This window comes from Williamsia sp. SKLECPSW1, from assembly GCF_054332755.1.
This window is the reverse complement of the sequence record NZ_JBTGLI010000001.1, coordinates 2,863,343-2,884,320: the sequence shown is the minus strand read 5'-3', so window position 1 is coordinate 2,884,320 and position 20,978 is coordinate 2,863,343. Positions and strand designations below refer to the sequence as shown.

Genomic DNA, 20,978 nt, shown 5'->3' with positions numbered 1-20,978 from the left:
CTCTCGACGGGTCCCGACCCAGCTCTGTTCTATCACCAATCGTTCGCCCGTACGGGTCATATGCGCACCCGGGTCAGTGCCGCGGCGTGGTCGAGACGGTCGAGCGCCCGGACGGCGATGCGGGTCGCGGTGGGCAGTTCCTCGGGGTCGCGTTCGACGAGTGCGGTGACCGGGGTCTGCACGATGCCGTCCCCGAGCGCCGCGGCCGACGGCTCCTCGTCGCGGCCACCGGACTCGCGGACCACCGACCGCAGGGCCGCGACCGACTCGCGGACGTCGTCGGTGCCGGCGGCGAGCGCCGCGCTGATGTCGGGTGACGGTGTCGTCTCGGGATCCGCACCTGCGGCGACGATCCCGGCGCGCGTCAGGGCGTGGGCCGCACGATCGCACGCCTCGAGGACACGGACCAGACGTGCGGTCGACCGCCGTGCGCGACTGGCCGGCGCCACCCGCAACGATCGGCGGTCCGAGGCACCGACCTGCAGCGGCCGGGCCGCGGTCTGCAGGGCCTGCAGCGCGAGGTCGAGACGACGGGCCGCGGGGACGAGATCGACGCCGCGGCCCGGGTGGAGGACGGAGTCGACGGCCTCGACGATGAGGTCGTCGAGTGCCTCGAGGTAGTCGTCGACCTTGCCCCGCACCGTCTCCCGGGTGCGCGTCGGCAGGATGAAGTACGCGGCCGCGATGCCGACACTCGCGCCGACGCAGGTCTCGACGATGCGCAGTTCGAGGACCGCGATGCTGAACGTCCCCAACAGTCCGTAGAGCATGGCCAGCAGCACGGTGATGAAGAAGACGAGCAGGCCGTTGGCGACCGCGACGAGATAGAACGCGAAGAACACGCAGACGGCGATCATCGCGAGCTGCACCGGGGGGTTGTGCCCGACGACGGCGGCCAGCAACACACCCGCGAGCACCCCGACGACGGTCCCGACGATGCGATGGCCTGCGCGGGTGAGGATCTCGCCACGGGTGGTGGTACCGGTGAAGACGACGAACGCCGAGAGCACCGCCCAGTACCAGCGCGCCGGGGAGACCAGCTCGCCGAGGACCGTGGCGATGGACGTGGCGACGGCGACCTGGATCGCGGTGCGCGTGGTGGGCTCGAGACGGGCGAACCATCCTGTCGTCTGCGCCGACGCGAACCACCCCTCCCGTGTGGCAGGCACCTCGTCGACGGGCGGGGTGGCGGCGGCCGGCGGCGGTGCGCTCGTCCGCTCCCCCGCCGCCTCCCGTTCGATCGCATGCGCTGCCACGCGGTGGACGGCGGTGTGCGCCCGAACGGCGCGCGCCACCGACCGCACCACGACGGACTCCTGGTCACTGCCCGTCGCGTGCGCCTCGGCCTTGGTCACGATCCGCCGCGCCGACCGGAGTTCGTCGTCGGTGGGTGTGTTGTGCAGGGTGACCCGCAGGGCCGCCAAGACCCGGTGCACCGTCGTGGGCAGGTGCGCCGAGTCGATCCCGCGCATCGCGAACGCGACCTGTTCGGTGGCCTGCTGGGCGTCGAAGATGCGTCGCGACAGGTCGCTCCCCGTCACCGAGATGTGGTCGCCGGCGACATTGCGGTCGAGCCAGTCCTCGATCATCAGCGCCGTGTTCGCCAACCGTTCCAGCCGATCGGCGACAACCCTCCGCGCACCGGCCTCGTGCCGACCCGGGATCGTCGGCGAGTACCCCTCCGCGCCCACCGGGTCGATCGCGTCCACGACGTCGAGCGCCGACGCACGCAGAGCACGGGTCAGGCGGGTGAGTTCGGCTCCGTCCCATTCCCGTTGGAACAGGTAGCGGACCGTGAGTGCCGCCCCCACACCGATGGCGACGGCCATCAGCAGATACGGCAGCTGGGACGTGGTGGCGCGCAGGAAGAGGACGAAGAAGTAGGAGATGAACCCACCCATGCCGAGGGCGAACCCACGGGGACCGAACCGCCGGACGTAGACCGCGGTGAACAGCACGACGATGAAACCGACGTCGGCGGCGATGCGGAACTGACCGAGCAGCGTCGACGCGGTCACCGCCGCGGCCGCGGGGACCACGATCAGACCGGTCGTCAGCAGGCGACCCTTCGCCGTGCGATCCCGGACGACGAACGCCGAGAACATCGCGACGATCGATCCGAGCATCGCGACCGTGATCGGCTGGCCCAGAGCCCGGGTGGTGACGACGAGGCAGACCAGCGCGACGATCAACGTCGACGTCGTCTGGCTGGCACTGCGCAGTCGGAGCTGTCCGGGATCGGAGACGACGAGGAAGCGCACGAACCGCGCGATCGCATCGTCGACGCGGAGTGGCGACTGTCCCCGCGATCGGCCCATGGCGCTCAGCCTACGGCGCACCGACCGTCCGGCACGTCGGCGTCACGGGCACCGAGTCGTGCCCGACGGCGCGGGTCAGGACCCGAAGCCGACACCCAGCGGCACGCGACGGGTGAAGGTCAACCGGTCGAACTCGCGGCCGTACTCGTCGAGCGCCGAGATGTCCATGCGCGAGTCGAATCCGGGCAGCCCCGGCGTGACGTCGACGCTGATGAACGAGTAGTTGCGGAACCGCACACGCGACCACTCGACGCTCTCGGTCTTCTTCGCGCCGTCGGAGGTCCACACGTAGCTGTTCGGGACGGTGTCGTCGGCGACGACCCTTCCGCGGTAGCTCTCGGACTCGCCTGGCTGGAACTCGTACCGAGGTCGACCACCGCCGCCGACTGTGTAGTAGACGGTCCCGTCCACCTTCGCCGAGACCGTCGCGCGATCGGGAGCAGCCTTACGGGGCTGCCCGTTCCGGATCGGGTCGGTGCGCTCGAAGATGTGGTTGTGCGCCTGGAAGACCGCGTCGACCTGGTACTGGTCGAACAACTTGCTCCACGCGGCGCGCACGCCGCCGTCGCTGGCGTGCTGCGCGGTGGTGGAGTACGCGCACTGGTGGAAGAAGCAGACGATGAAGTCGATGTTCGGGTCGGCGCGGAACCGGGCCAGGGTCGACGCGACCCACGAGGTCTGCGCTCCGCCGCTGTAGCCGGTGTTCGCGGTGATCTCGAAGGAGACGTCGTTGGCGTCCAACGACAGCACGGCGACGTTGCCGTAGGTGATCGAGTACACCGACGGGCACCCGGACGGCCCGTTGGTCGGCATGTCGAGACGGGCCGCGTGGCCGCCGTACCCGTGCGGCGAGTACAGCGCCTCCATGTCGTGGTTGCCGGTCGCGAACATCCACGGCGCCCGCGAGGCACTCTTCTCGATGGCGGCGAGGTACCCGTCCCAGACGTACGGGTTGAACTTGTCGAACCCCGACGCCGCGCTGCCGCCGTGGGGCACGTACTGCACGTGCCTCCCCTGACCCGACGGGTCGGCGTAGGCGATGTCGCCCGCGAGGATGTGGAAGGCCGGGTTGCGCGCTGCGATCGCATTCACGATGTTCGCGGCGTGCGGGACGTTCGGGTCGTTGTCGGCCTTGTAGTAGCGGTCGTCATAGTCCCCCGGCTGCAGTCCCGGCGGCTGCGTCGGCGTCGTCTCCGTCCCCTGGTCGCCCATCATGGTGAAACGGAAGGGCAGGCTGCGGCCCGGACGCAGGCCCGTCGAGACGCTGCGCACGTCGGTGCTGCGACCGTCGGCGGTGCGCCAGCGGTAGAAGTGCGGCAGCCGGGCCGGGAGCCCGTCGACGGCGGCGTGGACGTAGAACTGCTCGGCGCCCAGGATCCCGCCGGTGCTGACGGGGACCTGGCTGACCAGGTTGCGCACCTCGGCGACAGTGGTCGCACCCAGGGCGGGTGTCGGGCCGTGATCGAGGAACACCCTCGCGCCGCCCGGGTTCCGCGACAGCTGCGCGGAGAACCGGAGCTGACTGGCGGCGTCGTTTCCGAAGGAGACGTGACGTCCCCCCACGGCGAGCGGGGCGTCGGCGGCGTAGGCGATGCCCGACCACGCGAGATTGCCCATCCCGGCGGCAGCGGCGACGGCGGCCGATCCGGTCAGGAAGTTGCGGCGACTGACGCTGTGGCGCTTGAGGTTCCAGCGGTGCCATTCGTGCTGCTCCGCGGTCGACATGGACGCGGCGATCTCCCGGGGGACGCCGGTGTCGACGGTCTCACCGAGGGGGTTCATGCGGGTGCTGGACACAGTGTCGGCCATGCATGTGAGACCACCCGCCCGGCCCGGCACCGCGGTGTCGGCACGGCGACCAGAAGGTGAACGACCGGTGAAGGTGTCGAACTGCCGCTATTCGGACACGGCCGCGTGCGTCACGACTTCTTCGGCGGCAGCGGGATGAAATAGCTGGTGCGGTCCTGGTATTCGCGATACCCCGGACGCTGCTCCATGTGCTGCTCCAGCAGACGCGCACCGGTGGCGAACACGAGGAAGTACGTCATGACGATCGGCGACAGGATCGTCGCGACGGTGGGCCAGAACGTCATGCACACCAGGAACGTCCCCCACCACACACAGGAGTCCCCGAAGTAGTTGGGATGGCGGGTGTAGCGCCACAGACCCTTGTCCATGACGGTGCCCTTGTTCGACGGATCGGCCTTGAACCGATCCATCTGCAGGTCGCCGACGGTCTCGAACGTCACGCCGACGACCCACACGAGCACACCGATCACCGCGAGGTACCAGAGCGTGCCGTGGGCGACCGCCGACACCTGCAGGGGCAGCGACACGAACCACAGAGCAGGCCCCTGGGTCGCGTAGATCCTCGTGATCGCGGTGAGCGCCCGGTTGCCGCCGGCCTCGTCGAGGAGTTTCTCGTACCGAGGGTCCTCACCCTTGCCCCGGGAGCGTCGGAACATCGACGTCGCCAGGCGCAGACCCCACACGCCGATGAGGACGAGCACCAGCAGTCGGCGCCAGAGGTCGCCGTTGCCGAGCACCGCAGTGATCAGCGCGATGAGCACGAAGCCGAGGCCCCACGTGACGTCGACGACGTTGTGGCGGCCGATCGAGAACCCGATGACCGCGGTGACGGCCAGCAGGATCACCACACCGGCGACGCTGGCCCCGGTGACGATGCCGAACTGCGACCAGTCGAAGGTCACGGCCGCGCTCCTCAGAAGTCCCGGACAGGCGGCATCGACGAGCGGCCGCGGGAGTCGGGTCGGACCGACAGGATCTGGTCGACGCCCATGCGCCCGTCGCGGAAAGCCATCCCGCCGCCGACGAGGTACAGCCGCCACACGCGCGCGACCTCCTCGCCGACCATCGCGACGACGTCGTCCCAGCGGTTCTCGAACGTCTCGTACCAGACGTCGACGGTACGGACGTAGTGCTCACGCATCGCGTGGACGTCACGGACCTCGAGACCCGACTCCTCGATCATGGCGACGGTCTCGCCCACCGGGCGCATGAACATGTCGGGGGCGATGTAGGACTCGATGAAGGGCCCGCCGCCGGGGTTGTCGCCGTGCTTGCGCGACATCTGCTGGATCAGGACCCGGCCCCCGTCGACGACGTTGTCGTGCAACGCCTTCGTGTACGTCGGGTAGTTCTCCTGACCGACGTGTTCACCCATCTCGATGGACGCGACCGCGTCGAACGGTCCGTCGGGGATCTGCCGGTAGTCCTGGATGCGGATCTCCACGCGGTCGGCCAGGCCACGCTCGGCGATGCGCGCGTCGATGAACGCCTTCTGTTCGGTCGAGATGGTCACTCCGACGACCTGGGCGCCGTAGGTCTGCGCGGCGTACAGGCTGAGCGAACCCCAGCCGCATCCGACGTCGAGGAAACGCATCCCGGGCCGCGCGTCGAGACCGACCTTGCGACAGACCATGTCGAGCTTGTCGCGCTGGGCGTCGGCGAGCGTGTAGTCGGCGGCGTCGGAGGTCCAGTAGGCGCTCGAGTACGCCATGTGCGGGTCGAGGACGAGCGCGTAGAAGTCGTTGGAGAGGTCGTAGTGGTGGCTGATCGCGGCCCGGTCGCGGGCGAGGGTGTGCAGCTTGCCCTTCACGACGGCCTGGCTCGCCGGGGCCGGCAGCGGCCGCCCGATCGCGCCGAGCTTCGCCGCGGACCGCACCAGTCGCGCCACCCGGGCGGGTGTGATCGAGATGCGCCCGAGATCGCGGGCGGCGATCACCGACCACACATGGGTGAGCGCCTCGTCGAGATCACCCTCTACGTCGAGTTCGTTCGTCACGTAGGCCTGTGCGGCACCGAGTTCGCCCGGGCTCCACAGCAGTCGCCGCAGCGCGTCGGGGCTGCGCAGCACGACGACGGGCGCGTCGTGCGGGCCGGCCTCGCTGCCGTCCCAGGCCCGCAGGCGCACCGGGAGTTCGCCGCCGATGTACGGGGCGAGCAGGTCGGCGATCGTGGCCGCGGCCCCGGTCGCGGTGGCGCGGGTGGTGTCGGTGACGGTCATCGCAGGTTCTCCTGGGGCTCGTGGTTCTCGTCGGCGATGCGTGCGACTGCGGCTCCGACCGCGGCGACCACACGGCGGGTCCACACCCACGGCCGCATCAGCATGAAGTGTCCGGCCAGGCCCATCGAGATCCACCGCGCGTCGACACCGCGATCGGCGGCACGCAGCGTGGACTGCAGGGAGATGCGCGGGCTGGTCCACCGGTCGAGTCGACCGTGGAGCACCTGCAGGTGCTGGCCGGGCCGCAGCAGGTCGGTCTCGGTGCCGTCGAGCCACCACGGGGCGAGCGCGACGATCGAGTCGACCGACGGGTCGTCGGCGACCGCGGCCGCAGCACGACCACCCATCGAGTGCGCGAGCAGCACGACCCGCACGTCGCCGTGCCGGTCGCGGATCGTGTCCAGGGCCCACCGGACGTCGGCGACCGGACTGCGGTCGCTGCCGTTCCACCCGCGGAAGCGGTACTGCAGCATCAGCACCTCGGCGTCGGGCATCGTGCGGGCGACGGCCCGTGCGAACGGACGCATCCGGGCGGCGGACAGGTGGTTGGTCTGGGCGGGTTCGGTGCTGCGCACCTTGCCGCCGTGCAGGACCAGCACCACCGCGGTCGGAGCCGCGACGTGGTGGATCCGGTGCAGGACCGGCGGGTGCGGGCCGGGCGTCGCGGACGTCATACCCGTGATTCGGTGCGGCGGTGGTCGTGGATCTGCCCCGCGCACGTGTCCGCGGTCACCTGGTGCATGTCACCGACGGTACCCACAGGGTCGGCAGGTGTGCCGCTACTGCGTGGGGCGGACGAACGGGAACGTCAGCGTCGGGCGGATGGTGACACCGGTCAGCATCATCACCAGGCGATCGACGCCGAGCCCCAGTCCGCCGGTCGGCGGCATCGCGTACCCCAGCGCGTGCAGGAAGTCCTCGTCGAGGCTCATCGCCTCCGGGTCGCCGCCGGCCGCCTGCATCGACTGTGAGGTCAACCGGTCCCGCTGGTCGACGGGGTCGGTGAGCTCGGAGTACGCGGTGCCCAGCTCGGCGCCGAACCCGACGAGGTCCCACTGTTCGGTGAGGCGCGGGTCGGTGCGGTGTCGACGAGCCAGCGGTGAGACCTCCTTGGGGAAGTCACAGTAGAACGTCGGGAACCGGGTCTGCTTCTCCACCAACGCCTCGTAGAGCTCCATCACCATCTTCCCGGCGGGCATGTCGGAGGCGACCTCGACACCGTGCTCGGCGCACACCGCGGCCACCTGCGCCTGTGTGCTCGACGACGTCACCGCCGTCCCGCATGCCCGCGACACCGCCTCGTGCACGGTCATGATGGGCCACGCCCCGTCGAGGCGGACCTCCTGACGATCCCCGTTCTCGTCGGGCTGGTAGGCGACCGGCGCACCGTTGATCGCCACTGCCATCGCGAGGATCAACTCCCGGGTCAGCTCCCGCATCGAGTTGTAGTCCCCGAACGCCTGATACGCCTCGAGCGAGGTGAACTCGGGGTTGTGGGTGGCGTCGGCCCCCTCGTTGCGGAAGTTGCGGTTCAGCTCGAAGATCGCGCCCATCCCGCTGACGCACAGGCGTTTCAGGTAGAGCTCCGGCGCGATCCGCAGGAACAGCTGCTGGTCGTAGGCGTTGATGTGCGTCTTGAACGGACGCGCCGAGGCGCCGCCGTGCACGGTCTGCAGCATCGGCGTCTCGACCTCGTCGAAACCGCTGTCCTGCAGCGTCTGCCGCAGGGCGCGTACCCCGCGCGACCGCTTCTGCAGGAGGTCGACGGCCTCGGGGTTGGTCAGCAGGTCCAGCGGCCGGTCGCGGACGCGGACGTCGTCGCCGATCTCGGCGCCCAGCGCGGGCATCGGGTTGAGGCACTTGCCCGCCATCCGCCACGACGTCATCGCGATCGACAACTCCCCCGACCGCGACGCGACGACCTGCCCGGTGACGCTGACGAGGTCACCGGTGTCGACGCGACGTCGGAAGGTGTCGTGCATGCCCCGGTCGGCGACGTCGGCGTCGGAGAGGACCTGGATGCGTGCGCGGTCGTCCTCGAGGACGGCGAACTCGACGCCACCGAGGTCGCGGATCGCGCGGATGCGTCCCGCCACCGACACGGTCACCCCGGTGCGCTGTCCGGCGCCGAGACCGGTGTGCTCGGCGACGATGTCGGCCACACGATGCGTGCGCGGCACCGACACCGGGTAGGCCTCGTCGCCCTCGGCACGCATCCGGTCCAGCTTCGACATCCGCACGCGCTGCTGGTCGTTGAGGCGCGGCGCGGGGGCCTTGGCCACCAGGAACCGCTCGTCGAGATCACGGACACGCGCGAGGAACTCGGGATCGGTGCGCCGGGGCTGCTCCTCGGGCGTCTTGTCGCCGACGAGGAACTTCGGGCCGAGGTGCGGGAGGAACCCCTCGGCGACACCGACCGCGACGGCGGCCCGCATCACGGTCAGCGAGGGGTGGTAGCAGAGCAGTCGCGGGACCCAGACGGGGTGGTACTTCTGGTTCGACCGGTACAGCGACTCCAGCTGGTAGAACCGCGACGCGAACCCCAGCACCCCGTCGACCGCACGGGTGACCGGGCCGGCACCCTCCCGCTCGGCGCTGGAGAAGACCGATCGGAAGACCGCGAAGTTCAGCGAGATCCGCCGGACGCCGAGGTCGTGGGAGGCCTCGATGAGGCGGGCGACGAGGAACTCGTTGACGCCGTTCTCCGCGGCGCGGTCACGGCGCATCAGATCCAGCGACACCCCCCGCAGTCCCCAGGGCACGAACGACAGGAACGCACGGATCCGTCCGTCGGCGTCGTGCGCACAGATGAGGAGGCAGCGATCGTCGACCGGATCGCCGACGCGGTTGAGCGCCATGGAGAAGCCGCGTTCGGTCTCCTCGCCGCGCCACGCGTCGGCCAACCGTTCGATCTCGGCGAGCTGCTCGGTGGTCAGCTCACCGTGACGGCGGATGGTGGTGGTGTATCCCGCCGCGGTGACGCGGTTGACGGCCTGGCGGACCGGCTTCATCGACTGCCCGCGCAGGGTGAAGTCGTCGACGTCGATGATCGCCTCGTCGCCGATCGCGAGGGTCCGCAGACCCGCCTCGCGATACACCCGTCCGCCCGCCTCACTGGCCGCGAGGACCGCGGCGTGCAGTGAGTTCTTGCGGCAGTTCTCCAGCCACGCCTGCACGGCCGCGGGCCACGACTCGCGGTCGCCGATCGGGTCCGCGCTCGCGACGTTGGTGCTGCCCACCACCCGGAAGGTCACCGCGGCACGCCCGTCGGGTGCGAAGACGACGGACTTGTCGCGACGTGTCGCGAAGTAGCCCAGCGAGTCGTCCTCACCGAATCGCAGCAGCAGCTCGCGGACACCGAGTTCCTGGTCGGCGTCGACGAAGTCGTTGTCGCGGTTGGCGCGGTAGAGGGTGACCAGCGCGAGGATCAGCGCGATCGCCGACATCCATCCCGCGCAGGCATAGATCCAGTGATGTCCGTCGTGACCCTTCAGCACGGCGTCGCCGAGGCTCGCGCGGTCACCGAACGTCGACCGCAGCGACCAGATGAACCGTTCGTCGAGACCGCGCAGCCGGTGCGGGAACAGCGCGGTGAGGACGAAGGTGACGACGAACGACGTGAGGATGCCGCCGACGAGCACCGCGAACGCGGTCCGGACCGATCCCGGCGCCAGTTCCGCGGTGTAGGCGCGCCGGGAGAACGCGACCGCGACGAACACGACGACACCGATCGCCAGGACGACCGCCGCGGTGATCACCGAGGTGCGGAACTGTCCGTAGCCGTCGTCGACGGTGATGTCGTCGGCGTAGAACGTGATCAGCGCGAGGACGTCGTCGAGGACCGACAGCGCCATCACCAACATCAGGGCGGTGTGCGCGCCCTTGAATCGGCGTCGCACCGCGCCGGCGAGGGCCAGCACGAGGCAGACGACGAAGATGCTCGGATCGGCCGGGAGGTTGAACGCGCCGAGGAGATCGGTGACGACGTCGGTGACGCGGAAGTGGCGCAGCGGGATCGACAGCAGCGACACCACGGCGGCGAGCGTCAGCAGCCGCGACGACCACCGCGCGATCCGCTCGGCGTATGCGGCGCGGCGCCGACGCGCGCTGCCCGGCTTGCGGGCCGGGGACTGCTGCCCCGTCGGCGGGCGGGCGTCGCTGCCGTCGGGGCGGTCGAGAGTCGGTGCGGCGGACATGAAAACCGACACTAGCAGCGGGAAGTCGGCGCATTCCGACGTTCACGACACCCGCACCGCGCGTGTCCGCCGCGGCGTGCGCGCCCGATATGTCGGAGCCCACGAGGCATCGATGCCACTGGGCGTACGAACACCTCGCGGCCTGCGTATCGTTCGCCCCGATCGAGCACCACCGAGAGGTCGTCATGTCGCAGCAACCCGCGTCGCACCCCCGTCGCGCCGTCGACGTCCAGCTCTCCCGCGACGTCCCCGAATCGCTCGGCTACGGCTTCAAGCGACTCGTGCTCGGCAAGCCGATGATCACCGATCAACTACGCGACCAGCGGCTGACGAACCCCGTCGCGCTCGGCGTCCTCGCCCCCGACGCGATCTCCTCCACGGCCTACGGCAGCGAGCTCATCCTCGTCGAGCTGCTCCCCTACGCCGGCCTCGCCGCCTTCACCCTGCTGTTGCCGATCACCGGTGTCATCCTCGCGATCCTGGTGCTCGTCGCCGCGTCGTACCGACAGGTGGTGATGGCCTACACCCGCGCGGGCGGGTCGTACATCGTCGCCCGCGAGAACTTCGGTCCCCGCGTCGCGCAGATCGCGGCGGCCGCGCTCCTCATCGACTACGTCGTCACGGTGGCGGTGCAGGCGGCCGCCGGCACGGTCGCGGTGGTGTCGGCGGTGAAGGTACTCGGGCCGTACAGCCTGGAGATCACCGTCGCCGTCGTCCTGGTGATGTGTCTGGCGAACCTGCGAGGACTGCGCGAGGCGGGGCGTCCGTTCGCCGTCCCCACGTACTTCTTCACCGGGATGGTCCTGCTGCTCATCGTCGTCGGACTCGTCCGCGACGCCACGACGGGACTGCCGCGCTACATCCCGGCCGACCTGCCCGGGACGGTCGAGGTGCACCACGGCGGCGGTCTGATCGCGGGCGCGACGATCCTCGTGCTGTTGCGGGCGTTCGCCAACGGCGGGTCGTCGCTCACCGGCGTCGAGGCCATCAGCAACACGGTCGGCTCGTTCCGCAAACCCGAGGGCGTCAACGCCCGCCGGGTGCTGACCATCATGGCGACGATCCTGTTCGTCCTCCTCAGCGGCGTGGCGTGGCTCGCGCACGAGACCCACGCGACGCCCTACGTCGACGGCTACCCGTCGGTGCTCAGCGAGATCGCCCGGGCCGTCTTCGGATCCGGCGCCGTGGGTACGACGCTCTACGTGCTGCTGCAGATCGCGACGGCGGCGATCCTCTTCAGCGGCGCCAACACCAGCTTCAACGGCTTCCCGGCGCTGGCGAACTTCGTCGCCGCCGACCGGTTCCTGCCGCGTCAGCTCGGCAAGCGCGGGCACCGACTGGTCTTCTCGAACGGCATCATCGTCCTCACCGTCCTGGCGGTGGTGCTCCTGCTGGTGACCGGCGGATCGGTGAACGCCCTGATCCCCTTCTACGCGATCGGCGTGTTCACCGGCTTCGCGATGGCCGGGTTCGGCATGACCAAACACCATCTGACGCACAAGGAGTCCGGCTGGCGGCGGCGGCTGACGATCAACCTGACCGCCGGGGTGCTGTCGCTGATCGTCGTCGGCATCTTCGCCGTCGCGAAGTTCACCGAGGGCGCCTGGCTGGTGGTCGTCGTGTTCCCGCTGCTGGTCTTCGGGCTCATCCGCCTCAACCGTGAGTACCGGGCGGAGGCGGCGATCCTCGAGGAGTTCCGGTCGAACCGACCCGAGCAGGTCAACTACGCCCGTCACACCGCGTTCGTGCTGGTCAACTCGGTCGACCTCGCGGTGCTGGAGGCGCTGCGCTACGGCCACGGGCTGCGTGCCGACGACCTGACCGCCGTGCATCTCGTCGTCGACGCAGCGCAGGCCCGCAAGCTGCGCGAGCGGTGGGAGCACTACGGCCTGGACACGCCGCTGAAGATCATCGACTGCCCCGACCGGCGTATCACCCGAGGCGTGCAGCGACTCGTCGTCGAGGCCCTGTCCGCCGCGCCCCGCACGCACGTCACCGTCCTGCTCCCCCGACGGACCTACGCCCCGCTGCTGGGTCGCCTGCTGCACGACCGCAGTGCCGACAAGATCTCCCGCGCCGTCAGCGAGATCCAGCACGCCGCCGCCACGATCATCCCGTTCGACGTGCAGGCCGAGATCCGCAAGGCCTTCCCCGATCTCATGGAGGAACGCCTCGCCCGCCGGGTCGCGTCACTGCAGGCGCGTCTCGGTGAGGAGGGCGACGACGCCCGCGCCGAGCACGACGAACCCGAGAGCTCGTCGTCGGTGCTGGCGATCGGCGGGTTGATCGTCGGGCACCGCGGCGTCGTGGAGGGTCGGGTCCGCAACACCTTCGACCGCGTCATCGACGACGACGAGGTGCACATCGTGGAGGTGTCCGACGACAGCGGTCTGATGCGTCTGCGGTTCACCGGACGCGACGGCAAGACCGGTGGCGACCTGGTGCCCGGTCAACTGGTGCGTGCCGGCGGCAAGGCACGCCAGGGGCGGAAGGGGATCGTCATGATCGACCCGACCTACACGATCGTCGGCGGAGCCGAGGGCGAGGACGGTGACGCCGGATCCGAGGCGTCACCCACCTCCGCCGACGACTCCCCGACCGACCGATAGACCCCGAGCGGGCCAGAACCCCCCGCCGACCGGGCGGACACGACCCGCCGAGCGGGCAGAACCGTCAGGCGTAGGGCCGGCGGGCGGTCTCCGGGTCGCCGTAGGTGATCGCGCGTTCGCCGCGACTGCCACCGATGATCGCGCTTGCCCAGCTCGCCAGCGTCCACGCACGGTTGCGCGTCCCGGCGAGGAACGTGATGTGGATGCCGCCCCAGCCGAGCCAGCCGAGGAATCCCGACATCCGCACAGGTCCCGACTCGAGCAGAGCGTGATAGCGCGCGATGTATGCGGCGGTGCCCAGGTCGCGGTACTTGAAGGGCGTCCGCGCGTCGGACTTGCCCTCGGCGACGCGGGCGACGTTGCCCGCCGCATGGAACCCCGACTGCATCGCGACCTCGGCGACGCCGGGGAGCTTGTCCAGGCTCATGATGTCGCCGACGACCGAGATGGACGGGTGCCCGGCGATCGTGAGATCCGGTTGGACCGGGATGGTCCCGCCATGCCCCTGGGTGACACCCGTCGCCTGGGCGAGCGCCTGCGCGAAGGGGACCGCCTCGACTCCGGCCGTCCAGAGGATGGTGTGGGCGTCGATCTGCTCCGTGGACTTCGTCTTCTTGTCGGTGGTGACGGCGTAGTCACTGCAGACGTCGGTGACGTGGCGGCCCAGGAGGGTGCGGACACCGATCCGGTCGAGGATGTGCTGGGCCTTGCCCGACAGCTTCGGGTGGAACGACTCGAGCACCCGATCACCTCCGTGGACGAGGATCACGTCGGCCTCGGTCGGGTCGATGGTGTCGAACTCCTTCGACAGCGCCCGCGTCGCCATCTCGCGGATCTGACCGGCGAGCTCCACCCCAGTGGGTCCGCCTCCACTGATCACGAACGTCAGCCACGGCTTGCGCAGGTCGGCGGTCGGCAGGGTCTCGGCGATCTCGAACGACGAGATGATCTTGCGGCGGATGGCGAGCGCGTCGTCGACGGTCTTCATCCCGGGCGCGTACTCCGCGAACTGCTCGTTGCCGTGATACGACTGCCGCATCCCGGCCGCGACGATGAGGTGGTCGTAGTCGACGTCGAAGGTCGTCCCGTCGAAACGGGTGGCCGTGACGATCTTCTTCTCGACATCGATGCCCGACGCCTCACCCAGGAGCACCTGCAGGTTCTTGTTGCGTCGCAACAGGTGTCGCAGGGGACTCGCGATCTCTCCCTCGGAGAGCAGGCCGGTCGCGCACTGGTAGAGCAGCGGCTGGAAGACGTGCGACGTACCCCGGTCCAGCATGGTGACGCGGACGTCGGCCCGCTTGAGCCGACGGGCGGCGTACATCCCGCCGAATCCGCCGCCGATGATCAGGACATGGGGTCTCGCGTCGGCCATGGTGCGATTGTGCCCCACCGAGCCGGCTCGGAGGCGACCCACCGGTCTCAGGTGGTCGCGGCGAGCATGTCGGCGACGGAGACCGTGGCGTCGTCGGCGGAGCTCATCGCGAGCACCCGCTCCGCCGCCTCGGCGGGGGCCTCGGGCGGGATCACCATCAGCGTGACGGAGTCGGTGTCGCCGACGGTGCGGACCTTGAGCAGGTGCGTCGGCCAGAAGCGGTAGCTGTCGAGACGGACGACGTTGTCGTGGTGGATGATCCGGTTGTGCGGCAGGTCCCAGTCGGCGATGTTGACGACGACCCGACCCGCCGGGGTGGCGCGCGGCGCCAGTGCGTCGAGCAGTCCACCGATCTCGGCGGCGAGGTCACGCGACGCGGGCCACCATGCCCCGTCGACGTGGTCGCCGCGGGTCGGATGGGCCTTGAGGGCGAAGCGCGCGCCGTCGACCGTGGATTCGACAGAGGTGGACGGCGTCATCGGACGCTCCGATCTACCCGGCGTCACGCCGAGCGGTGACGTACCGAGGATCACAGGACACCAGCCGGTGTCTCACGCGTCGATACGACTTCAGGGTACGCCCACCCCACAAGCCCGCGGCGGCCGACGATCAGGAATGCCCCAGGGTGTCGACCGGGTCCTCACCGACCACTCGTAGTGCGGTCGCGCGCAGGTCGGTCGTGGTCCAGGACGGGTAGCCGTGCAGCATGTCGGTCCACCGTCGGGGGATGCCCGCCGTGCCCGAGCACGCGCCGGCCAGCGCACCGGCGATGGCCGCGGTGGTGTCGGTGTCACCGCCGGCACGCACGCAGCGCTCGACGGTCCCGACGACGTCGCCGTCGGCGCCGCACAGTGCCCACCAGGCCGTCTGCAGCGCATGCACCACCCACCCGTTGTTCGAGAAGTCCGACGGATCCCCGCTCCGGGCCTCGTCGAGCAGGGGCTCCCAGAACGCGCGCACGTCGGGGTCTCGCTCGGCGAGGTACTCCGGCAGTCCCGAGAGTTCGCCCGTCCGGATGCCCCGGGCGATCGCGACCGACCACAACTCGCACGCCTCGCGAGCCCGCGGGTCGGCGTGGGTCAGGTCGCTGATCGCACCCGCGGCCTCGGCGCAGTCGGCGTCGTCCGCACGCACGAACGCCACCCCGACCGGCGCGGTGCGCATGAGCGATCCGTTGCCCCCGGTCCGTCCGGTCAGTGACGCCGCGCGCGCCGTCATCGACGAGGCCGTGGTGTCGCGGTGGGTCAGGACCGATCGCGTCTGGTTGCCGATGTCGGCGGGTCGTGTGTCGTACCAGGCGACGAACGCCGCCGCGACGGCGTCGAGGTCGGCGTGACCGGGTGACAGACCCGCCGCGACGCACGTCGCCATCGACGTGTCGTCGGTCCACTCCCCCGGCGCCCAGTCGAACGGGCCGCCGCCGATCATGTCGACGACGACGTCCTGCGCCGGATGGGTGAACTCGTACCCGGCCCCGGCGGCGTCGCCGACAGCACTGCCCACCAGCGCGCCGATCGCCCGATCGCGCTGCTCCTCGCTCAGTTGCATGACCCGATGATGCTCCTCGAGTCGGACATCTCGAGCCGGACCGACCGGAATGCGTTCTCCCGTCCCGGGTGCCCAGTAGCGTCAGGTCGATGGGCATGTTGCGCACCAAGAGCGTCGAGGCCATCAACCGCGACGTCGCGGGCGGCGCCGGCGACGGCGAGGGTCGGGGTCTGAAGAAGACGCTGACGACGCGCGACCTCGTCGGGTTCGGCGTCGGCATCGTGATCGGCACCGGGATCTTCACCCTCACCGGCATCCAGGCGAAGGAGAACGCCGGGCCGGCTGTGGTCATCTCGTTCCTCGCCGCCGGTCTGGTCAGCATGTTGGCCGCGGTCTGTTACGCGGAGCTGGCGTCGTCGGTCCCGACGGCGGGCAGCGCCTACACCTACGCCTACGCGACGCTCGGCGAGGTGTTCGCCTGGATCATCGGGTGGGATCTGGTGTTGGAGTTCGCGCTCGGGGCGGCCGTGGTGGCGCGCAGTTGGTCGGGGTATCTCGCCGATCTCTTCGACCTGCCGAAGTCTCTGTTCACCGAGGACGCGACGGTCAACATCGGCGCCGTCGCCCTCGTCCTGGTCCTCGGCGTCATCGCCGCGGTCGGGGTGAAGGAGTCGGCACGGGTCACCAACACCCTGGTGCTGGTGAAGGTGGCCATCTCGGTGTTCATCATCGTGGTCGGCGCCTTCTTCGTCACCAAGGCCAATCTGGTGCCGTTCATCCCGAAGTCGACCAGTTCCGGCGAGTCCGTCTCCACGCTCGACCAACCGCTCCTGCAGTGGGTCGGCGGGTTCGAACCCGCGACGTTCGGGGTCGCCGGGATCTTCACCGCGGCCGCCGTGGTGTTCTTCGCCTACACCGGGTTCGAGGCCGTCGCGAACCTGTCCGAGGAGACCCGCAACCCGGCGCGCGACATCCCCCGCGCGCTGCTCATCGTGTTGGGTCTCTGCACGACGCTCTACGTCCTCGTCGCGTTCGTCGTGACCGGCATGCAGAAGTACACCGACCTCGACGTGAGCGCCCCGATCGCGAAGGCGTTCGACGCCAACGACGCGAGCTGGGCGGGGACACTCATCGCGATCGCTGCCGTCGCGGGTCTGACGTCGGTGACGTTGGTCGACATCATCGCCATGAGCCGCATCGGCTTCGCGCTCGGGCGCGACGGCCTGCTGCCCCAGTCGATCGCCCGGTCGCACCCCCGGTTCGGGACGCCCTTCCGCTTCACGATCGGGACGACCGTCTTCGTCGCGCTGCTCGCCGGACTGGTGCCGCTGACCGAACTGTCCGAGATGGTCAGCATCGGAACGCTGTTCGCGTTCCTCGTCGTCTCCATCGCCGTCCCGGTCCTCCGACGGACCAAACCGGACCTGACGCGTCCGTTCCGGGTCCCCTTCTCGCCCGTGGTGCCGATCCTCTCGGCCCTCGCGTGCATCTACCTGATGACCAATCTCGTCGTCGCGACGTGGCTGCGGTTCCTCGTGTGGCTGGTCCTCGGCATGGCCGTCTACCTGCTCTACGGCCGTCGGCACGCGCGACTCGCCACCGGCGAGGAGGTCCCGGCGACTGTGTCGGAGGCCACCACCGACTGAGCCCCGCAGGGCCGCCCGCGCCCGGGGAGCGCACGTACACTCAGATCGTTAGCGGTACTCACGACTGGGACATATCCGACATCCCCACCGGCACAGGCAGGCTCGCCGTATGACGACCCCACAGCCCCTCGACCATCCCGGGATGGTCGTCGTCACCGACCACACGCCGGCGTCACCGACGCTCGACATCGTCGTACCGGTTCACAACGAGGAGACCGACCTCGAGCGGTGTGTGCGACGTCTGGCTGCGCATCTGCGGACCTCGGTGCCGTTCTCGGCGCGGATCACGATCGCGGACAACGCGAGCACCGACTCGACGCTGGAGGTCGCGCGGGGTCTGGCCGATCGGATCGACGGCGTGCGCGTCGTCCATCTCGACGCCAAGGGCCGCGGGCGGGCACTCAACGCCGCCTGGCGGGACAGCGACGCCGAGGTCGTCTGCTACATGGACGTCGACCTCTCCACCGACCTCAACGCCCTGGTCCCGCTGGTCGCCCCGCTGCTGTCCGGCCATTCCGACATCGCCGTCGGATCGCGGTTGTCGCACTCGTCGCGGGTGGTGCGGGGCGCGAAACGTGAGGTGATCTCACGCGGATACAACCTCATCCTGCGGACCGCGCTGCGCACCCACTTCCGCGACGCGCAGTGCGGGTTCAAGGCGATGCGCACCGACGTCGCCCGACGCCTGCTCCCCCTCGTCGCCGACACCGGCTGGTTCTTCGACACCGAGGTGCTCGTCCTCGCCGAACGCGTCGGCCTGCGCATCGCGGAGATCCCCGTCGACTGGGTCGACGACCCCGACTCGTCGGTCGACATCGTGCGCACCGCCACCGAGGACCTCAAGGGATGCTGGCGGGTGGCGCGGGCGATCAGCCGCGGCGACCTGCCCATCACGGAGCTGCGTCGCACGATCGGCCGCGACCGGCTCGACGAACCCCAGGTGAACGGCGTACCGCGCGGGATGATCGGTCACCTCGTGCGGTTCGGGGTCATCGGGGTCGTGTCGACGGTGGCGTTCGCCGTCCTCTACCTGCTGCTGCACCCGATGGTGGGAGCGCAGGCGGCGAACTTCCTGGCACTGCTCGTCACCGCCGTGCTGAACACCTGGGCCAACCGCGCCTTCACGTTCGGTGTGCGTGGCCGCGAGGGGGCGGCGGGTCACCATCTGCAGGGGATCGCGATCTTCCTCGTCGGGTGGGCGATCTCCGCCGGCGCCCTCTACGTCCTGCACGTCGATTTCCCCCACGCCGACAAGCACGTCGACCTCACCGTGTTGATCATCGCGAACCTCGTCGCCACGGTCATCCGCTTCGTCGCGTTGCGCTGGGTGTTCCGGCGGCACCTGCAGACGGGATCGCCTGCGTGACCGCCGTCGCCGACGCGGGTGTCGCCCAACCGACGACACCCCCACCCGCCCGTGGCCCGTCGTGGCACCGGATCGCGTTCGTCGTCCTGCTCGTCGGCAGCGCGCTGATCTACCTGTGGGATCTGTCGATCAACCGGTACGCCAACGACTTCTACGCCGCAGCGATCCAGGCCGGGTCACAGAGTTGGAAGGCGTGGTTCTTCGGCTCGTCGGACGCCGCGAACTCGATCACCGTCGACAAACCCCCGCTGTCGCTGTGGATCCCGGGCATCGCCGTGCGACTCTTCGGTCTCAGTTCGTGGTCGGTGCTGGTCCCCCAGGCGTTGATGGGTGTCGCCTCCGTGGCCCTCGTCGCGGCCATCGGGCGACGGATCGCGGGTCCCGTCGCCGGCCTGCTCGCCGGGGCGGTCTTCGCCGTGACACCGGTCGCGGTGGTGATGTTCCGGTTCGACAACCCCGACGCGCTGCTGGTCCTGCTGCTCATCGCGACCGCGTGGGCCACCGTGCGGATCCTCGACGACGGACGGCTCCGGTGGGCGGTCCTCGCGGGCGGTCTCCTCGGTCTCGCGTTCCTCACCAAACAACTCCAGGCGCTGATCATCGTCCCGGCCATCGCGGTGGCCTACCTCGTGTTCGCGGCGGCCCCTCTGGGTCGCCGCGTGCTCCACCTGCTGGCGGCGCTCGGCGCGCTGATCGTCGCCGCGGGGTGGTGGGTGCTGATCGTGTCGGTGTGGCCGTCGGACTCCCGCCCGTACATCGGCGGTACCCAGCACAACTCGATCATCGAGCTGGCCCTCGGCTACAACGGGTTCGGCCGCCTCACCGGGGACGAGTCGAGCGGGATCGGCGGCGGCGCAGGCCGTTCGGGTGCGGGGATGCATCACATGCTCGCCCTGTTCGGGGGCGCCACCGGTCCGCTGCGCATGTTCTCTCCCGCCGTCGGCGGACAGGTCGCCTGGCTCATCCCGGCCGCCCTGGTGCTCGGCGCCGTCGCGATCGCCCTGCGCGGCCGCGCGGCTCGTACCGATCCGGAGCGATCCGCGCTGGTGTTCGCCTGGCTGTGGCTGGCGTCGAACGCGGTGCTGATGAGCTACATGGCGGGGATCTTCCACCCGTACTACACCCTCGCGCTCGCACCACCGATCGCGCTCCTCGTCGGTGTCGGAGGGGTGCGGTCGTGGCAGGCACGTCACATCGTCTGGGTCCGTACGCTCCTCGCCGCCGCCCTGATCCTCACCGCGGTCCTGGCCGTAGTGATCCTGGGGCGCACACCCCACTTCGCAGTGGGGCTGCGATGGGCCGTCGGGGCTGCAGCCGTCGTCGCGGTCACGGGTCTGCTCGTCGACGGCATGCGCCGCCACGTCGTCGTCACCCGTACCGCGATCGCCGCATCGCTCGTCGTGGCGCTCGCCGGTCCGATCGCATACACGGTCGACACGGTGAGCACACCTCGGATCGGTGGACTGGTGACCGCCGGGCCGCCCACCGCGACAGGTTTCCCGTTCGGCCGCGCGGGCGCGCCACGATTGCCCGGCGGTGCTGCCGCGGAACGCGCTGCGCGACGGCTGTTCACCGGCGAGGGACCGCCGTCCGCCGTGACCGCCCTGCTGACGCTCGACGCATCCCGGTACCGCTGGGTCGCCGCCACCGTCAGCTCGCTGTCGGCCGCCGGATACCAGCTCGCCACACAGGATCCCGTGATGCCGATCGGCGGGTTCGCCGGCAGCGACCCCTCACCGACGCTGACGCAGTTCCAGGACCTCGTGCGAACACGCCAGATCCATTGGTTCATCGGCGGCCTGTCGATGTTCGGCGGGCGCGACCCGGACCGTCCGTCCGCGCAGATCACGCGGTGGGTCTCGACGCACTACACCCCGCGGGTGATCGACGACGTCACGCTCTACGACCTCACCGCTCCTCGACAGGGAACCGTCTCCCCCCGCGGATAGGGAT

At 70.0% G+C, this 20,978-nt stretch carries 13 protein-coding genes; 4 read left to right on the top strand and 9 right to left on the bottom strand.

Annotated elements, in window-relative coordinates:
* Positions 1-56: 56 nt before the first annotated feature.
* The 6 genes from ACXVUM_RS13535 to lysX form a co-directional block, all read right to left on the bottom strand.
* Positions 57-2,318: an FUSC family protein gene (locus ACXVUM_RS13535; protein ID WP_458522295.1), complete on the bottom strand. Its 2,262-nt coding sequence runs from the start codon at positions 2,316-2,318 to the stop codon at positions 57-59.
* A 75-nt stretch (positions 2,319-2,393) separates the two neighbouring features.
* Complete coding sequence (locus ACXVUM_RS13530) at positions 2,394-4,115, bottom strand: twin-arginine translocation signal domain-containing protein (RefSeq protein ID WP_458522877.1); 1,722 nt, start codon at positions 4,113-4,115, stop codon at positions 2,394-2,396.
* A gap of 122 nt (positions 4,116-4,237) precedes the next feature.
* Positions 4,238-5,029 carry a DUF1295 domain-containing protein gene (locus ACXVUM_RS13525; protein WP_458522294.1) on the bottom strand — a complete coding sequence of 264 codons (792 nt, stop codon included), beginning with the start codon at positions 5,027-5,029 and terminating at the stop codon, positions 4,238-4,240.
* Positions 5,030-5,040: 11 nt separating this feature from the next.
* Complete coding sequence (locus ACXVUM_RS13520; protein ID WP_458522293.1) at positions 5,041-6,345, bottom strand: class I SAM-dependent methyltransferase; 1,305 nt, start codon at positions 6,343-6,345, stop codon at positions 5,041-5,043.
* A complete protein-coding gene (locus ACXVUM_RS13515) occupies positions 6,342-7,019 on the bottom strand; it encodes an alpha/beta fold hydrolase (RefSeq protein ID WP_458522292.1) in 678 nt (225 codons plus the stop codon). The genes ACXVUM_RS13520 and ACXVUM_RS13515 overlap by 4 nt, the downstream gene beginning before the upstream one ends.
* A 105-nt stretch (positions 7,020-7,124) precedes the next feature.
* Positions 7,125-10,541, bottom strand: coding sequence for a bifunctional lysylphosphatidylglycerol synthetase/lysine--tRNA ligase LysX (gene lysX / locus ACXVUM_RS13510; protein ID WP_458522291.1), 3,417 nt, complete (start codon positions 10,539-10,541; stop codon positions 7,125-7,127).
* A 185-nt stretch (positions 10,542-10,726) separates the two neighbouring features.
* On the opposite strand from lysX, the gene ACXVUM_RS13505 reads away from it, so the two are divergent.
* Complete coding sequence (locus tag ACXVUM_RS13505) at positions 10,727-13,150, top strand: amino acid permease (protein WP_458522290.1); 2,424 nt, start codon at positions 10,727-10,729, stop codon at positions 13,148-13,150.
* Between the two features lie 64 nt (positions 13,151-13,214).
* On the opposite strand, the gene ACXVUM_RS13500 is transcribed toward ACXVUM_RS13505, so the two are convergent.
* The 3 genes from ACXVUM_RS13500 to ACXVUM_RS13490 all read right to left on the bottom strand — a co-directional run bounded on the left by ACXVUM_RS13500 (position 13,215) and on the right by ACXVUM_RS13490 (position 16,073).
* A complete protein-coding gene (locus ACXVUM_RS13500) occupies positions 13,215-14,525 on the bottom strand; it encodes an NAD(P)/FAD-dependent oxidoreductase (RefSeq protein WP_458522289.1) in 1,311 nt (436 codons plus the stop codon).
* 47 nt (positions 14,526-14,572) lie between these two features.
* Entirely contained in the window at positions 14,573-15,004 is a 432-nt protein-coding gene (locus ACXVUM_RS13495) for a DUF5994 family protein (RefSeq protein ID WP_458522288.1), read from the bottom strand.
* A gap of 130 nt (positions 15,005-15,134) precedes the next feature.
* On the bottom strand, positions 15,135-16,073 hold the full coding sequence (locus ACXVUM_RS13490; RefSeq protein WP_458522287.1) for an ADP-ribosylglycohydrolase family protein: 939 nt from the start codon (positions 16,071-16,073) through the stop codon (positions 15,135-15,137).
* A gap of 89 nt (positions 16,074-16,162) precedes the next feature.
* On the opposite strand from ACXVUM_RS13490, the gene ACXVUM_RS13485 reads away from it, so the two are divergent.
* From ACXVUM_RS13485 to ACXVUM_RS13475, 3 genes are all read left to right on the top strand, one after another.
* Positions 16,163-17,659, top strand: a complete 1,497-nt coding sequence (locus tag ACXVUM_RS13485; protein ID WP_458522286.1) for an amino acid permease — start codon at positions 16,163-16,165, stop codon at positions 17,657-17,659.
* 109 nt (positions 17,660-17,768) lie between these two features.
* Positions 17,769-19,025, top strand: coding sequence for a glycosyltransferase (locus ACXVUM_RS13480; protein WP_458522285.1), 1,257 nt, complete (start codon positions 17,769-17,771; stop codon positions 19,023-19,025).
* Positions 19,022-20,974 (top strand): ArnT family glycosyltransferase, encoded by a 1,953-nt coding sequence (locus ACXVUM_RS13475; protein ID WP_458522284.1) that lies wholly within the window; start codon positions 19,022-19,024, stop codon positions 20,972-20,974. The genes ACXVUM_RS13480 and ACXVUM_RS13475 overlap by 4 nt, the downstream gene beginning before the upstream one ends.
* The last annotated feature ends 4 nt before the right edge of the window (positions 20,975-20,978 follow it).

Excerpts from the sequence above, each read along its gene's own strand:
- ACXVUM_RS13535 (WP_458522295.1), bottom strand. The coding sequence starts at position 2,318 with ATGGGCCGATCGCGGGGACAGTCGCCACTCCGCGTCGACGATGCGATC.
- ACXVUM_RS13520 (WP_458522293.1), bottom strand. The coding sequence starts at position 6,345 with ATGACCGTCACCGACACCACCCGCGCCACCGCGACCGGGGCCGCGGCC.
- ACXVUM_RS13515 (WP_458522292.1), bottom strand. The coding sequence starts at position 7,019 with ATGACGTCCGCGACGCCCGGCCCGCACCCGCCGGTCCTGCACCGGATC.
- lysX (WP_458522291.1), bottom strand. The coding sequence starts at position 10,541 with ATGTCCGCCGCACCGACTCTCGACCGCCCCGACGGCAGCGACGCCCGC.
- ACXVUM_RS13505 (WP_458522290.1), top strand. The coding sequence starts at position 10,727 with ATGTCGCAGCAACCCGCGTCGCACCCCCGTCGCGCCGTCGACGTCCAG.
- ACXVUM_RS13500 (WP_458522289.1), bottom strand. The coding sequence starts at position 14,525 with ATGGCCGACGCGAGACCCCATGTCCTGATCATCGGCGGCGGATTCGGC.
- ACXVUM_RS13495 (WP_458522288.1), bottom strand. The coding sequence starts at position 15,004 with ATGACGCCGTCCACCTCTGTCGAATCCACGGTCGACGGCGCGCGCTTC.
- ACXVUM_RS13490 (WP_458522287.1), bottom strand. The coding sequence starts at position 16,073 with ATGCAACTGAGCGAGGAGCAGCGCGATCGGGCGATCGGCGCGCTGGTG.
- ACXVUM_RS13485 (WP_458522286.1), top strand. The coding sequence starts at position 16,163 with ATGGGCATGTTGCGCACCAAGAGCGTCGAGGCCATCAACCGCGACGTC.
- ACXVUM_RS13480 (WP_458522285.1), top strand. The coding sequence starts at position 17,769 with ATGACGACCCCACAGCCCCTCGACCATCCCGGGATGGTCGTCGTCACC.